The organism is Dongia sp. (assembly GCF_041910485.1).
Taxonomy (GTDB): domain Bacteria; phylum Pseudomonadota; class Alphaproteobacteria; order Dongiales; family Dongiaceae; genus Dongia.
In genome coordinates, this window is record NZ_JAYRQR010000032.1 from 1 (window position 1) to 15,903 (window position 15,903).

The 15,903-nt window shown below is 62.3% G+C and carries 9 protein-coding genes and 2 pseudogenes; 4 read left to right on the forward strand and 7 right to left on the reverse strand.

Features of this window, described 5'->3' with window-relative positions; genetic code table 11:
• A protein-coding gene (locus tag ACE3PP_RS09795; RefSeq protein WP_374381237.1) for an IS3 family transposase occupies positions 1-1,116 on the reverse strand; the annotation gives its coding sequence in 2 pieces (ribosomal slippage) (positions 1-852 and positions 852-1,116; 1,117 coding nt annotated over the 2 pieces). This gene is flagged as partial in the annotation.
• A 272-nt stretch (positions 1,117-1,388) separates the two neighbouring features.
• Between ACE3PP_RS09795 and ACE3PP_RS09800 the strand changes: the two genes are divergently transcribed.
• Positions 1,389-1,577, forward strand: coding sequence for a hypothetical protein (locus ACE3PP_RS09800; RefSeq protein ID WP_374381240.1), 189 nt, complete (start codon positions 1,389-1,391; stop codon positions 1,575-1,577).
• Between the two features lie 317 nt (positions 1,578-1,894).
• Positions 1,895-3,242 (forward strand): annotated as a pseudogene (locus tag ACE3PP_RS09805) (IS3 family transposase).
• Positions 3,243-3,388: 146 nt separating this feature from the next.
• On the opposite strand, the gene scpA reads toward ACE3PP_RS09805, so the two are convergent.
• The 4 genes from scpA to ACE3PP_RS09825 all read right to left on the reverse strand — a co-directional run bounded on the left by scpA (position 3,389) and on the right by ACE3PP_RS09825 (position 9,904).
• Positions 3,389-5,527 (reverse strand): methylmalonyl-CoA mutase, encoded by a 2,139-nt coding sequence (scpA, locus tag ACE3PP_RS09810; protein ID WP_374381243.1) that lies wholly within the window; start codon positions 5,525-5,527, stop codon positions 3,389-3,391.
• 30 nt (positions 5,528-5,557) lie between these two features.
• Entirely contained in the window at positions 5,558-7,561 is a 2,004-nt protein-coding gene (locus ACE3PP_RS09815) for an acetyl-CoA carboxylase biotin carboxylase subunit (protein ID WP_374381246.1), read from the reverse strand.
• Positions 7,562-7,790: 229 nt separating this feature from the next.
• The gene (locus ACE3PP_RS09820) at positions 7,791-9,323 is read right to left on the reverse strand and encodes an acyl-CoA carboxylase subunit beta (RefSeq protein ID WP_374381249.1); all 1,533 of its coding nucleotides are present in this window, start codon (positions 9,321-9,323) and stop codon (positions 7,791-7,793) included.
• A complete protein-coding gene (locus tag ACE3PP_RS09825; RefSeq protein WP_374381252.1) occupies positions 9,323-9,904 on the reverse strand; it encodes a biotin transporter BioY in 582 nt (193 codons plus the stop codon). Before ACE3PP_RS09825 ends, ACE3PP_RS09820 begins: the two co-directional genes overlap by 1 nt.
• A gap of 154 nt (positions 9,905-10,058) precedes the next feature.
• On the opposite strand from ACE3PP_RS09825, the gene ACE3PP_RS09830 reads away from it, so the two are divergent.
• Positions 10,059-11,471 carry a short-chain fatty acyl-CoA regulator family protein gene (locus ACE3PP_RS09830; RefSeq protein WP_374381254.1) on the forward strand — a complete coding sequence of 471 codons (1,413 nt, stop codon included), beginning with the start codon at positions 10,059-10,061 and terminating at the stop codon, positions 11,469-11,471.
• 140 nt (positions 11,472-11,611) lie between these two features.
• Here the strand turns inward: ACE3PP_RS09830 and lpdA are convergent, their stop codons facing one another.
• Positions 11,612-13,339, reverse strand: a complete 1,728-nt coding sequence (gene lpdA / locus ACE3PP_RS09835; RefSeq protein WP_374381257.1) for a dihydrolipoyl dehydrogenase — start codon at positions 13,337-13,339, stop codon at positions 11,612-11,614.
• A gap of 7 nt (positions 13,340-13,346) precedes the next feature.
• Entirely contained in the window at positions 13,347-14,468 is a 1,122-nt protein-coding gene (locus ACE3PP_RS09840; RefSeq protein WP_374381260.1) for an HlyD family efflux transporter periplasmic adaptor subunit, read from the reverse strand.
• Positions 14,469-14,997: 529 nt separating this feature from the next.
• Here ACE3PP_RS09840 and ACE3PP_RS09845 point away from each other — a divergent pair.
• Positions 14,998-15,438 (forward strand): annotated as a pseudogene (locus ACE3PP_RS09845) (DUF2478 domain-containing protein); the annotation flags it as partial.
• Between the last annotated feature and the right edge of the window lie 465 nt (positions 15,439-15,903).

Genomic DNA, 15,903 nt, shown 5'->3' on the forward strand with positions numbered 1-15,903 from the left:
GCCGTGGCGGTGCAGGCCAGACAATGGTCTCCGGGGCCGGTGGTTTGTATCCGAGCGATGAGTGCGGCCGCTCGGTGTTGTAGTAGCGCCGCCAAGCCTCGATGATGATCTTTGCCTCGGCGAGGCTGTAGAAGATCTCACCGTTGAGCAGTTCGTCGCGAAGCTTCGAGTTGAAGCTCTCGCAGTAGCCGTTCTCCCAAGGACTTCCCGGCTCGATGAAGGCGGTCTTCGCGCCGACAGCGGCAATCCACTCCCGCACGGCCTTGGCAATGAACTCCGGACCATTGTCGGAACGAACATGGCCGGGCACCCCGCGCAGGATGAACAGATCGGATAGGACGTCGATGACGTCGGTCGAGTTGAGCTTACGATCGATGCGGATCGCTAGGCATTCCCGGGTGAACTCGTCAATGATGTTGAGCATGCGGAACTTCCTGCCATTGTGGGTCCGGCCCTCGACGAAGTCGTAGGACCAGACATGGTTGGGATACTCGGGCCGAAGCCGGACGCATGATCCGTCATTCAACCAGAGCCGTCCTTTCTTCGGTTGCTTCTGGGGAACCTTCAGCCCCTCCCGCCGCCAGATGCGCTCAACGCGTTTGGCGTTCACCATCCAGCCCTCGGACCGCAGCATCGCCGTGATCCGGCGATAGCCATAGCGTCCGTAGCGCGAGGCCAGTCGGATGATGTCTGCCGTCAACGCCTCTTCATCCGGTCGGCCATGCGGCTTCTTGCGCTGCGTCGAGCGATGCTGGCCGAGAACCCTGCAGGCAAAGCGCTCCGAAACAGAGAACTTCGACATCACATGGTCGACGCAGCGGCGACGGCGGGAAGGGCTCAGAAGTTTCCCGAGGCAGCCTCTTTCAGGATTAGCTTCTCGAGCGTCAGGTCCGACACGGCCTTGCGCAGCCGGTCGTTCTCTTTCTCGAGCTCCTTGAGACGCTTTACCTGATCTCCCTTCAGGCCGCCGAACTCCTTGCGCCACCGGTAGTACGTAAACTGCGTCACGCCAATCGAACGAACCGCTTCGCCAACCGATCGGCCTTGTGAAAGCAAAACATCCACTTGGCGTAGCTTCGCGACAATCTCTTCGGGCTTGTGCTTCTTCTGGGGCATTCCAACGTCCTCTCCAAGGCTCAATAGCCTACTTCACGGAGGACCACTTTTCAGGGGGCAGACCAATCAGGGTTGTCATTTATGCGGCCGCTTCTCGATGAAGCAAGCGGCGTTGCTTGATGGTTTCGCGTTTGATCCTTTCCCTTTCCAGCATGATGATGTCGCCGCAGCCAGGCGTTCTCTCCGGGATCCAACGTGTCGGCGCTTGCTCGCTCTCACGGGCTGGACCCCTCGCAGCTCTATGCCTGACGTCGTAAGGCGCTTTCGTCGGCATGGTTGCTCCGCTGACGGAGGCAGCGAGCAAGCCGGCGAAGTTCACGCGCTTTGAAGCGGTGGGCAGCGACACGGTGGAAATCGCCATTGGCGATGCCGTGGTGCGCGCCGGCGGCGATGTCGATCCCACAGCTTCTGCTGGCCAAGTATATCGGCCGCGCGCATGCGTCTCGACCACGCCCAGTTGATGGCGCTTCTGGCCGGGCTGGACTGGAAAAAGATCCGTCCGGCCAGGATCAGGCGGCCTTTGTCGACGGGCTGAAACCAGCCTGCGGCAAGATGATTCATGGGGCTGGAACGGTTGGGAATACGGCCGATTTTGTGCTCTGCTGCTTGCCATGGTTCTACCGGGTCTTGCCCTTCCCGACGATGTTGATGCGCTGAAGGCGATGATCCTTTCCATGGCTCGTGAGCAGGTTGTCCGGGGTCAGCGCTGATGGGACCAAACCGGCTTAACTGAGAACGGAGGATTTCTGGTTCATCGTAGCCTTTCAAAGGAGCGAAGATGAGACAGAAATCCGGAACCGGGAAAGCGCCAGCGGAGCAGGTCATCAAAGACATCCGCCGCGCGACCCGCAAGCAGTATTGGGCCGAGGAAAAGATCCGCATCGTTCTGGAGGGCCTGCGCGGCGAGGAATCGATTGCCGCGCTGTGCCGCCGCGAAGGGATCGCCGAGAGCCTGTATTACACCTGGTCGTAAGAGTTCCTCGAAGCTGGCAAGAAGCGCCTGGCTGGGGACACGGCCCGTGCCGCGACCAGCGACGAGGTGAAGATGCTGCGCAAGGAGGCGCGCGATCTCAAGGAGGTCGTCGCCGAGCAGGCCTTGAGCTGCGGATTCTTAAAAAAGCATGATCGCGGATGGGGGCGACGACGAATGAGATACCCCGCATCCGAGAAGCAGGAGATCATCCGCCTGGTGGAGCAGTCGCACCTGTCGGCGCGGCGCGCGCTGCAAAAACTCGGAATCCCGCGCTCGACCTTCAATCGCTGGTATGATCGTTTCCTTGCCGGCGGTGTCAATGCGCTGAGGATCGCAACCCTTGCCCGAACGGGTTTGGAACCGTGTTCCCGACGAGGTGCGCGGCCAGATCATCGAGTTGGCGCTGAACGAGCCGGAGCTGTCGCCGCGGGAGCTGGCGGTCACCTTCACCGACACGAAGGGCTACTTTGTGTCGGAATCGTCGGTCTATCGCCTGCTCAAGGCTCATGACCTGATCACCAGCCCGGCCTTCATCGTCATCAAGGCCGCCGATGAGTTCCACGACAAGACGACAGCGCCGAACCAGCTCTGGCAGACCGACTTCACCTATCTGAAGGTCATCGGCTGGGGCTGGTTCTATCTGTCGAGCGTGCTTGACGACTTCTCCCGCTACATCATCGCCTGGAAGCTGTGCAATACGATGAAGGCCGGGGACGTCACCGACACGCTGACCATGGCGCTGCAGGCTTCCGGCTGCGGCAGCGCCAGGGTCATGCAGCGGCCGAGGCTGTTGTCCGACAACGGCCCGTCCTACGTCTCGTCCGATCTCGCCGCATGGCTATCCGACAAGGGCATGGAGCACGCCCGCGGAGCCCCCTGCCATCCCCAGACGCAGGGCAAGATCGAGCGCTGGCATCAGACGCTGAAGAACCGCATCCTCTTGGAAAACTACTTCCTGCCGGGCGATCTCGAGCGGCAGATCACCACCTTCGTCGATCATTACAACCACCGCCGTCACCACGAGAGCCTCGGCAATCTCACACCCGCCGACGTCTACTTCGGGCGCGGCGACATCATCACGCTGGAAAGAGAAAGGATCAAACGCGAAACCATCAGACAACGCCGCTTGCTTCATCGAGACGCGGCCGCCTAAAATGACAACCCTGATGGGCCAGAGCCTCCGTTAGCTCACGCCGCCAGTTGCCCCAAAAAACCTGACGACGGACATTGACATTGTTGAGCCCTCCAAAGCGGCTGCGATAGCGAGCCGCGCAATTCATCATGTGTCCGGCCGAACCATTATCGGTTGCGGCGGCGTCCTTCCAGAAGGTCGAGCACGGCGCGGGCCGCATCGAGCACATTGGTGCCGGGGCCGAAGACCGCCGCCACGCCATGGTCGAGCAGATACTGGTAATCTTGGCGTGGGATGACGCCACCTACGACGACGATGACGTTTTCCGCGCCCCTCTCCTTCAGCGCGTCGACCAGTTGCGGGGCGAGCGTCTTGTGGCCCGCCGCCAGCGACGACATGCCCACCACATGGACCTTTGCGGCAATAGCGGTGTCCGCCGCCTCTTCCGGCGTCTGGAACAGCGGCCCGGCGACGATCTCGAAACCGATGTCGCCAAAGGCCGAAGCAATCACCTTGGCGCCCCGGTCGTGACCGTCCTGACCGAGCTTGGCCACCATGATGCGCGGCTTTACGCCGAGCGAGCCGGCAAATTCGCCTAGCCGCTCGACCAATGTCCTGAATTCCGGCTCGCCGTCATAGGCCTCGCCGTAGACGTTGCCGACCACCTTTGGCACGGCCGCGTGGTCGCCGAAGGCGCGGCGCATGGCATCGGAAATCTCGCCCACCGTGGCGCGCGCCCGCGCCGCCTCCACGGCCGCGCCAAGCAAGTTCCCTTCGCCACTGCGCGCCACCTGTTCAAGCTCGCCAAGCGTTTCCTCCACACGGCTGGGGTCGCGCTGGCGGCGCGTACGTTCGATGCGGGCGATCTGCGCGGTCCGGACGGCGGAATTGTCGATCTCCAGAATGTCGATCTCGTCTTCCTGCTCGAGCCGGTATCTGTTGACGCCGACGATCACTTCCTCGCCCTTGTCGACGGCCGCCTGCCTGCGCGTGGCGGCCTCCTCGATCAACCGTTTCGGCAGGCCGGAATCGACCGCTTTGGTCATCCCGCCCAGCGCCTCGATCTCCTCGATCAGCGCCCAGGCCTTGTCGGCCAGCTCGTGGGTGAGGCTCTCGACATAGTAGGAGCCGGCCAGCGGATCGACGACCTTCGTCACGCCGGTTTCGTGCTGGAGGATGAGCTGGGTGTTGCGGGCGATGCGGGCCGAGAACTCGGTCGGCAGCGCGATCGCCTCGTCGAAGGAGTTGGTGTGCAGCGACTGCGTGCCGCCGAGCGCGGCCGACATTGCCTCGAAGGCCGTGCGCACGATGTTGTTGTAGGGGTCCTGCTCCTGCAACGACACGCCCGATGTCTGGCAGTGCGTGCGCAACATCAGCGACGACGGCTTTTTCGGCTCGAATTCCGTCATGATGCGCGACCAGAGCAGCCGCGCGGCGCGCAGCTTCGCGGCTTCCATGAAGAAATTCATGCCGATGGCGAAGAAGAAGGACAGCCGCCCGGCGAAGTCGTCGACATTCAGCCCCTTCTTCAGCGCCGCACGCACATATTCGCGCCCGTCGGCAAGTGTGAAGGCAAGCTCCTGCACCAGCGTCGCGCCCGCCTCCTGCATGTGATAACCGGAGATGGAAATCGAATTGAACTTTGGCATCTCCTTTGCCGTGTATTCGATTATGTCGGCAACGATTCGCATCGAGGGTTCGGGCGGATAGATATAAGTGTTGCGGACCATGAACTCCTTGAGGATGTCGTTCTGGATGGTTCCCGACAGCGTGGCGCGCGGCACGCCCTGCTCCTCGCCGGCGACGATGAAACTGGCGAGGATCGGGATCACCGCACCATTCATGGTCATGGAGACGGAAACCTGCTCCAGCGGAATGCCTTCGAACAGGACTTTCATGTCCTCGACGGAATCAATGGCAACGCCCGCCTTGCCGACATCGCCTTCGACGCGCGGGTGGTCGCTGTCATAACCGCGATGAGTGGCAAGGTCGAAGGCCACCGACACGCCCTGCTGCCCGGCCGCCAGCGCGTTGCGGTAGAAGGCGTTGGACTCCTCCGCCGTCGAGAAGCCGGCATACTGGCGGATGGTCCACGGCCGGCCGGCATACATGGTGGCGCGCGGCCCGCGCATGAAGGGCGCGAAGCCGGGGAGGCTGTCCAGATGGGAGATCCCCTCCAGATCGTCTGCCGTGTAGAGCGGCTTGACCGCAATGCCCTCGGGCGTGTTCCAGACAAGCGCATCGGCTGAGGTCTTGGTCTCGCGCTCCGCGAGAGCCTGCCATTGGGAGAGGTCGGGATTGGTCATGCAGACCTCCTTTGAGCGTTCCGATTAATCCTACTCGAATTCCATGATCAGTTCGTCCACGGCCAGGCTGGCACCTGCCGCCGCAGCGATGCGCGCGACCACGCCGCGACGTTCGGCGCGCAGCACGTTCTCCATCTTCATGGCTTCCACCGTGGCCAGCGCCTGACCCGCCTCGACCTGATCGCCAGCCTGAACAGCGATGGACGTGACCACACCCGGCATCGGGCAGAGCAGCATTTTCGACGTGTCCGGCGGCAGCTTCTGCGGCATCAACCGGGCAAGTTCGGCGACCCGCGGTGAGCGCACATAAGCCAGAACATCAATGCCGCGCCAGCGCAGCCGAAAGGCCGAATTCGCCGGCGAGACCTTTACGCCCATCCGCGTCGCGCGGACGGCAAAGATCGCATGGCTCATGCCCGGCAGCCAGTCGCTCGTCACGGAAAGCGTGCTGCCATCGGCGAATTCGACCAGTGAGCCGCCGTCCTGCTCGCACAGTTTCACAGCCAGTTCGTGTTCGGGAAGGGTCACGACCCAGCCTTCTCCAACTGCGCGCTGACGGTTGGCAAGCGCGCCGGAGATCCGGACATTGCGCCTTTCGCCGCAAAGATGGACATGCGCGGCAACGGCGGCGAGCAGCCTGACATCTTCGGGCGAGGGCTCGACACCGCCAAAACCGTCTGGATATTCCTCGGCTATGAAGGCGGTCGTCAGCCGGCCTTCGCGGAAGCGCGGATGCTCCATGACGGCCGACAGGAACGGCAGGTTGTGGCCGATGCCCTCGACCTCGAAATCATCCAGCGCCTGCGCCATGGCGTCGATCGCCGATAGACGGTCGGGAGCCCAGCTGCACAGCTTGGCAATCATCGGGTCGTAATACATCGAGATTTCGCCGCCTTCGAAGACGCCGGTGTCGTTGCGGACGACCGTGCCGTCGTCGCGTGCGCCCTCGACCGGCGGCCGGTAGCGTGACAGACGCCCAATGGACGGCAGGAAGCTGCGATACGGATCTTCCGCATAGAGCCGGCTTTCGATCGCCCAGCCGTTCAGCTTCACGTCCTGTTGGGCAAGGCGCAGTCTCTCGCCGGCGGCGACGCGGATCATTTCCTCGACCAGGTCGATGCCGGTGATGAGTTCCGTCACCGGATGCTCGACCTGCAGCCTTGTGTTCATCTCGAGGAAGTAGAATTTCTTGTCCTGATCGACGATGAACTCGACCGTGCCGGCCGAGAAATAGCCGACGGCCTTGGCAAGGGCGACGGCCTGCTCGCCCATCGCCTTGCGGGTCGCGGCGTCGAGGAAAGGCGACGGTGCTTCCTCGATGACCTTCTGGTTGCGGCGCTGGATCGAGCATTCGCGCTCGCCCAGATAGACGAGGTTACCATGCTGGTCGCCCAGCACCTGGATTTCGATGTGGCGCGGCTGCGTCACGAATTTCTCGATGAAGATGCGGTCGTCGCCGAAGGAGGCCTTTGCCTCGTTCTTTGACGATTGAAAGCCTTCGCGCGCCTCAGAATCGTTCCAGGCGATGCGCATGCCCTTGCCGCCGCCGCCGGCCGAGGCCTTAATCATCACCGGATAGCCGATCGAGCCCGCAATGCGGAGGGCTTCGTCCGCATCTGCAATCAGCCCCATATGACCGGGCACCGTCGAAACACCAGCACTTGCCGCGATCTTTTTGGAGGTAATCTTGTCGCCCATGGCTTCGATTGCCACCGGCGGCGGGCCGATGAAGGCGACTCCTTCAGCCTTCAGCGCCTCGGCGAAATTGGCGTTTTCCGACAGGAAGCCATAGCCCGGATGCACGGCATCCGCGCCGGTGGCGCGCACCGCGTCCAGAATCTTTGCGATGACGATGTAGGACTGGTTCGACTGCGCGGGACCGATATGGACCGCTTCGTCGGCCATCTTCACATGCAGCGCGTCGCGGTCGGCGTCGGAATAGACGGCGACGGTTGCGATGGCCAGCTTCTTGGCCGTCTTTATGACCCGGCAGGCGATTTCACCACGATTGGCGATGAGGATTTTCTTGAACATGGTTTGCCTAGCGTTCAACCGTGAAAATTTCTGGATTTATGTCCTGCTTCCACCTGAGATTGGCCTGATCGAGGGTCTTCGGAAGGTCAATCACACAAAGGCACCAATCCATTTCGCCCTGATGGTCGAACCAAATCAGCCCATCAGGGCCACCGACCAACGTCGCAACTTGTCTCGGCGTCGTGCAGACTGTGTCGCCATAGAGAACCTGATCACACATTTCTCACCCTCACAGCGGCATCGTGTCGTGCTTCTTCCACCGCGGTTCGACGCTCTTGCCGCGCAGTGCCGCGAAGGCGCGCGCGATGCGCTTGCGCGACGAATGCGGCATGATCACCTCGTCGATGAAGCCGCGCTCGGCCGCCACGAACGGATTGGCGAAGCGCTCCTCATATTCCCTGGTCCGGGCAGTGATCTTTTCCGGGTCGCCGAGTTCGGAGCGGTAGAGAATTTCGGTTGCACCCTTGGCGCCCATCACCGCGATCTCGGCGGTCGGCCAGGCGTAATTGACGTCGGCGCCGATATGCTTGGAGGCCATGACGTCATAGGCGCCCCCATAGGCCTTTCTGGTGATCAACGTCACCATCGGCACGGTCGCCTGGGAATAGGCGAACAGAAGCTTGGCCCCATGCTTGATGACGCCGCCATATTCCTGGGCGGTGCCGGGCAGGAAACCCGGAACGTCGACCAGCGTCAGGAGCGGGATCGAGAACGCGTCGCAGAAGCGCACGAAGCGCGCGGCCTTGCGCGAGGAATCGATGTCGAGGCACCCGGCCAGAACCATGGGCTGGTTGGCGACGACGCCGATCGTCTGGCCTTCGAGGCGCAAAAAGCCGGTGATGATGTTTCTCGCAAAGACTTCCTGTATCTCGAAGAAATCGCCTTCGTCGGCGAGCGCCAGGACCAGTTCGCGCATATCGTAAGGCTTTGCGGCACTGTCGGGCACCAGCGTGTCGAGCCGCATTTCCAGCCGCGACGGATCGTCGTGGAAGGGCCGCACCGGCGGCTTCTCGCGATTGTTGAGCGGCAGGAAGTCGAACAAGGCCCGCACCTGCTCCAGCGTCTCGATGTCGTTTTCATAAGCGCCATCGGCGACCGAGGATTTGGTCGTGTGCGTACGCGCGCCGCCCAGTTCCTCGGCGGTGACGATCTCGTTGGTGACGGTCTTCACCACGTCCGGGCCGGTGACGAACATGTAGGAGCTATCGCGCACCATGAAGATGAAGTCGGTCATGGCCGGCGAATAGACCGCGCCGCCAGCGCATGGCCCCATGATAACCGAAATCTGCGGCACCACCCCCGAAGCATCGACATTGCGCTTGAACACGTCGGCATAGCCGGCGAGCGAGGCGACGCCTTCCTGGATGCGCGCGCCGCCACTGTCGTTGAGGCCGATGACCGGCGCACCGTTGCGCATCGCCATGTCCATGATCTTGCAGATTTTCTGCGCATGCGTTTCCGACAATGAGCCGCCAAGCACGGTGAAGTCCTGCGAAAAGACATAGACCATGCGGCCGTTGATGGTGCCCCATCCGGTGACGACGCCGTCGCCCGCCACCTTCTGGCTCGCCATGCCGAAATCGGTGGCGCGGTGGGTGACATACATGTCGTATTCCTCGAACGACCCTTCGTCGAGAAGCACTTCGAGGCGTTCCCGCGCCGTCAGCTTGCCCTTGGCGTGCTGGGCGTCGATGCGCTTTTGTCCACCGCCAAGGCGGGCTTCTGCGCGGCGCGTTTCCAGTTGTTCCAGAACCGCGCTCATCAGTTCACGCCCTTTGCCGACAGCCGTTTCCAGGCGGCGGGGAAGGCAATCGCCGCAAGCATGGCCTTGGCGATGTCGGCGGGGATGAATGGATAGAGGCCAAAAGCCAGCACGGGCTTTTCCCAGCCAATGACTGCGCCCAGCCACAAAAGGCCTGGCACATAGATCACCGCGCCGGCGAGCAAGGCAGCCGCCATGGCGGTGAAGGGATTGCGGTCCCAGCCGCGACGGGCCAGCCAGCCGGCAAGCAGCGTGGCCGGAATGTATCCTGCAAGATAGCCGCCGGTCGGCCCCGTCATATAGGCAAGGCCGATGCCCTTTTCAGGCGTACCGGCAAAGACCGGCAGGCCGAAGGCGCCCTGGGCGAAATAGAGCGCGACGGCAGCAGCCCCGCGCATCGGGCCGAGCGCGAGCCCGAGACCGATGACGACCAGCGTCTGCATGGTCATCGGCACGGGATAGAACGGTACCTGTATCCTGGCCGACAGCGTCAGGAGCAACGAGCCGGCGACCACGGCCAGGACATCCATCGGGCTGAATCGGCTCGCCCGCTCCGGGGCGATGGCTTGGTAGAGCGTCATGGTTCCTCCAGCACTGCAAGAATGAAGACTGCCGCCGCTGCGACTGCGCGACGCGAGTGGGCTTCATTACGTCCAGGGCGCGCGCGAGAAAACGGTTGAAAATGTGCAAATGCGTAATATATAAATTCAGAAATTGTAAATTGCGAAGTTGCGAATGGCACCCCGAAAGCTCTATATCGGCCGCAAGGTGCGCGAGTTGCGCCAGACCCACAAGGCGACCCAACAGGGCTTTGCCGAGCAGATTGGCATTTCAACCAGCTATCTCAACCAGATCGAGAACAACCAGCGGCCTGTGTCCGCCTCGGTGCTGCTTACGCTTGCCGAAAAGTTCCAGATCGACATCGCCGAGATTTCGCAGGGCGATAGCGACCGGCTGCTTTCGGCGCTGACCGAAACACTGTCCGACCCGGTTTTTGAAAACTATGTGCCCAATCTGCAGGAACTCAAGCTGGTGGCGCAGAATGCTCCCGGCTTTGCCCGTGCGTTGATCTCGCTGCACCAGGCCTATCGTCACAACAGCGAGCAGCTTGCAAGCCTCGATGATACGCTGGGCAGGAGTGCCATTTCTACCGAGCCGACGCCCTATGAGGAGGTGCGCGACTTCTTTCATTTCGTTGACAATTATATCCACGAGCTTGATATTGCCGCCGAAAAGCTCGCCGTTCGGCTTGGCCTGTCGGAAAATGAGGCAGGTACAGCCCTACCCGCCTATATCGAGGAACGGCACAAGGTGCGCATCGCCAAAGGCGGATCGGACGAAGACCTCATCCGTCATTTCGACCCCGGTTCACGCGTACTCTATCTCAACCCCTATCTGCCGGCCCCCACGCGCAACTTCCAGATCGCCTTCCAGATTGCCGAACTGGAAGGCGAGGCGATGTTGTCGCGGATTGCCGAGCGCGCAAACTTCCGATCTTCCGAGGCGTTGGAGATCTGCAAGATGGGCCTGCGCAACTATTTCGCCGGCGCGCTCACTTTGCCCTACCAGTCCTTTTCGACGGCAGCGATGGAACTGCGTCATGACCTGGAGCTTCTGGCCGCACGCTTCGGCGCCAGTATCGAACAGGTGGCACATCGCCTGAGCACGCTGCAACGGCCGGGCGCCAAGGGCGTACCGATCTTCTTTGCCCGCATTGACCGCGCCGGCAACATCACCAAGCGCCACAGCGCCGCAAAACTGCAATTCGCGCGCTTCGGCGCCGCCTGTCCGCTCTGGAACGTTCATCGAGCCTTCGAGGCGCCCGGCCGCATCATCCGCCAGCTTGCCGAAACGCCGGATGGCGTGCGCTATTTGTGCGTCGCAACCGAACTGACCAAGGGCGGCGGCGGCTTCCACGCCCCGCAGCGCCGCTATGCCATCGCGCTCGGCTGCGAGATGGCCCATGCCGGGCACTTCGTCTACGCCGACGGGCTCGACCTCGGCAATCGCGCCGCCTTCGACCCCATCGGCATTTCGTGCCGGATTTGCGAACGCACCGGTTGCCGTCAACGTGCCGTGCCGCCACTAAAGCGGCATCTGTCGGTTGACCGGAACCGGCGCGGTGCGGTGCCTTACCGAATCGCTTGAATTTTGCTCATCCATGAACGGCCAGGCTGACGCAGAGATGTCTTCCACTCAGCCTTATTGAGGGGCGCTCCTCTGCCGACCCAAGTCTATGCCCAATGGTCAAGCCACAGAGGCAGACTACTTTTGGCCGGCCCTCTCGACTACGGACGCCTGCGCGTCGGCGGCAGATCGGTGCAGACGTCTTCGGCGACTTCGGCCGCCATGCCGATGGTTTCGCCCAGGGTCGGATGCGGATGGATGGTTTTGCCGATGTCGACGGCATCCGCCCCCATCTCGATTGCCAGGCAGATCTCGCCAACCATGTCGCCGGCGGACGGGCCGACAATGGCGCCGCCGATGATGCGGTGCGTCTCCTTGTCGAACACCAGCTTGGTCAGGCCGTAATCGGCGCCATTGGCAATGGCCCTGCCGGAGGCCGCCCACGGGAACTTGCCAATTTCTACGGCGCGACCGGCGGCCCTGGCCGCGTCCTCCGTCACGCCCACCCAGGCGATCTCGGGGTCCGTATAGGCGACCGACGGCACGACCTTTTCATCCATGAAGCTCTTCAGGCCCGATGCCGCCTCGGCGGCGACATGACCCTGATGCACGGCCTTGTGCGCCAACATGGGATTGCCTGTGACGTCGCCGACGGCGAAGACATTCTGGTTGCGCGTGCGCATCTGCGCATCGACCTCGATGAAGCCCCGCGCGTCGATGGTGACGCCGGCCGCGGCGAGTTGCAGTTCCCCGGCTGACGGCCGCCGGCCCGCCGCCTGCAGGATCAGGTCGTAGCGTCGCACACCCGCCTCCGCGCCGCTCGTCGTCACGACAAGGACATCTTCCTCGGCAACGACGCTTTCGACGCGCGCACCGAGTAGCATGGCATCGAAGCGGTGGGCGTTGCGCTTGCGCCAGATCTCGACCACGTCGCGATCGACATCGGGCAACAGCCTGTCGAACTGTTCGACCACATCGACGCGCGCGCCGAGCGCGCTGTAGACGGTGGCCATCTCAAGCCCGATGATGCCGCCGCCGATGACCAGCATGCGTTCGGGGATGAAGGGCAGTTCGAGCGCGCCGGTGGAATCAACGATGCGCGGGTCGTCGGGCAGGAATGGCAGCCGGACCGGCACCGACCCGGCGGCGACGATCGCCCTGGCGAAAACGATCCTTCGACCCCCGCCGTCGGGCAGCGCGACGTCGACAGCATTGGCGTCGGCAAATGTCGCCGTGCCCCTGACCATTTCGACCTTGCGCATCCGCGCCATGCCCTTCAGCCCGTCGGTCAGCCTGGCGACGACGCCGGCCTTGAAGCGGCGCAGCTTGTCGAGGTCGACAATCGGCGTGTCGAAGGCGACGCCATGATCGGCGAGACGTTCGGCCTCCTCCTTGACCGCCGCGACATGCAGCAGCGCCTTGGACGGAATACAGCCGACATTGAGGCAGACGCCACCCAGCGTCGCCTCCCGCTCGACGAGGATCACCCGCTGGCCAAGATCGGCGGCGCGAAAGGCGGCCGAATAGCCCCCCGGTCCCCCGCCGATCACCAGCACATCGCAATCCGGCACAGCACCGGTGGCTTGGGATGTGGCCTGCGCTGCGGCCGCCGGCGATGGGGACGGTGCCACAGCCGGCTTGGCTTCGGCCGCCGCCGTTTCGGCCGTGGCGATCAGCGCGCCCTTGGAAACACGCTGACCGACGGCGAGTTCGACCGAGGCGATGCGTCCGGCAAACGGCGCCGGCACGTCGATGGAAGCCTTGTCTGATTCGAGCACGATCAAGGTCTGCTCGGCGGCGATCTCGTCGCCAGGCTTGATATGCACCTCGATGACGGCGACATCTTTGAAGTCGCCCATTTCAGGCACTCTGATTTCGGTGATGCTCATCTCGGCCTCAAACGATCGCGCGGCGGAAGTCGCCCAGAAGGGCTGCGATGTGACCAAGGAACCTGGCGGCGGCGACACCGTCGACGACGCGGTGATCCCATGACAACGAGACCGGCAGGATCAGCTTCGGCTGGAAGGCCTGGCCGTCCCAGACGGCTTCCATCGCCGAGCGACCTGCCCCCAGGATCGCGACCTCCGGTACCATCAGGGCAGATGGTCGCGTACCTGTCGTGATCCGCACCTCTGTCTGCTCTCCCAGATACATGGGGTCAGGGCAGTCGGTACAGTTCAGCCAGACACGGCGCTCCTCGTTCGAGCGGTCGCTTTCGAGACCGATGCGAGCAACAGTGCCCACGAACTCTCGTTGCGGTTGGGACCGCAGGTGGATGGTCGCGGGCTGGGCGAGAGCCAGCCGGCCTGCCCGTTCTTCGTCAATGTAAGCCTGGATCCACACGCTGGCAGGATCGATGAGCGTGAAAATCGGGTCTCCCGCCCGGACGACTGTTCCCGGTTCCGCATGGCGCGCAACGACCACCGCATCATAGGGCGATAGCAGCCGATGATGCGCCAGCAAGGTCTCTTCGAGCTTCAGAGAGGCAGCGGAATCCGTGCCCTGGGCTGCAACGACAGCGGCGTCAGCCTCAGCGACGGCGAGTTCGGCGCGCGCAACATCCTCGTCACGCTGGGCTTCCTCAGCCCTCTGAACGGAGGCGACATCCTTGCGGGCGAGGTCCTGGAGGCGTTTGTTGGCAACCTCGCGTTCAGCGAGGACGGCGCGGGCCTTCTCGACGCCGGCTTGGGCTTTCAGGAGTGTCGCTGCATTGCCTTCGACGACCGCCTCGGCCCGCGCCACGCGGGCTTCTTGTTCGGCTGGGTGAAGCCTCGCCAGTTCTTGGTCCTTGGCGACATGATCGCCCACGTCCGCCGAGAGGGACAGCAAGGCGGCACCAACCTCAAAGCCCACACGGCTCAGCACACGGGCTTCGACGGTCCCAAGGCCGTAAATCCGGAGTGGTACATCAGTCTCCGGGCGTACAACGGTGACGGACAGCGGCCGTTGGAAGATGAGTACCGCCACCGCTGTTGTGGCTATGGCCGCAATTGCAAGAATTACCCATTTTCGAGACATGGTTCAGATCCGCTCCATTGCTCGATCATTTAAGAGAGGACGGTCGCGCATTGGTTGACGTGGATCAAGCAGCAGGTTCAAGATCAACCCGGGACCCACTGAAAAGTGGCGCGCGGCAACACTATATCCACCCCCCCATTCAAGCCAGTCCAAGAGTTCCGGTCACCTTCACCTGGGACGTCTCATGAGCGCCGATCAATCGAGCGTACCTTGGTTGCGGTAGCGCAAGGAGGTACAGTCGAACCAAGGCAATAGTCACCACGCATACTTTGGGAGGACACAATGCTGGCTGGAATTTTGGTGCTGCTCACGGTTGCAGGAATGGTCCTTATAATTACCGCCTGGAAAAGCGGAATCGTGGACTGACTATAGTGGGTTCGGATCTGACGCCGGTCGCGGGGCCTTTCAGTTCGCCTAACGCTCTTGACTTGGGATTTGTCGTGTGATGGCCATAGCAAGCGTCTTGTCAAACCAACGCGGTCATACCGATACATTGTTAAGCAACGTATATTCGTAGCTTAAGCGTGACGGCGTGCGAACGGTCGGCGCCCTGCGCGCAGCTCCGGCCATAGCAGGAACAGGGGACTGCGAAAGTGACTTGTGGCTGCTTCCCGATGGGCCCGTGGCTCGGATTACGCAGAAGCTGGGTACCGGGTCGATCGCCTGCCGAATGGATGCAGGCGCATTTGAGGACGCCGTGGGGCTGGCATCCACAAGACTGAAAGCTGACGGCGCTGATCTCGTCATTCTCAACAAGTTCGGGCTAAGCGAAGCTGAGGGTAGAGGCTTCCGTGCCTTGATAGCGGAGGCGCTCGGCATTGGCCTGCCGGTGCTCATTGGCCTCTCCCCGACACACCGCGTCGCTTTCGAGCGTTTCTCAGGCGGCTTAGCGATCAGCTTGCCCCCTTACGAGGGCGCAATCCTGGCGTGGTGCCAGCAGGAAGCAAGTCCCCGAGCGCGATGCCAGTGAACAAAATAGATCGAGATTTTGCCTCGTTTGGAGGAAGCTCAAAGTCTATCAACTCAAGCCCCTTTGGGAACATTAGCTGCACTAAGCGCGCATAACTTGCCGTTGGAATTGCTACAGGCAGTCAATTCGGTTGAGCATCAGACCGGGGGGCTCCATACCGACAAGCCGGTCCTGAGGCGGGTTTGCCGTCGTGGATCAGCGGACTGTCGTATGACGTCTGGAAGCTGAAGACTTTCAATCAATTTTTAAGGAGACGTCGCGACCGGCGCGAGCTGCTTGTCGTTGTTCAATCGAGATCAAGTCAGGCATTGGATCACGTCAGTTTGCGCTACCGCAAGGAGTTTCCGGTTCAGGCCTCCTACCAGCCTTCAAGCAGGGAACAGCATCTGAGAATCGCGAATGAGAGGCCGAAGCGCCTTCTTGGTGAACGACACGAGTATCTCCGGTCATCCGGGCTGCGTGACC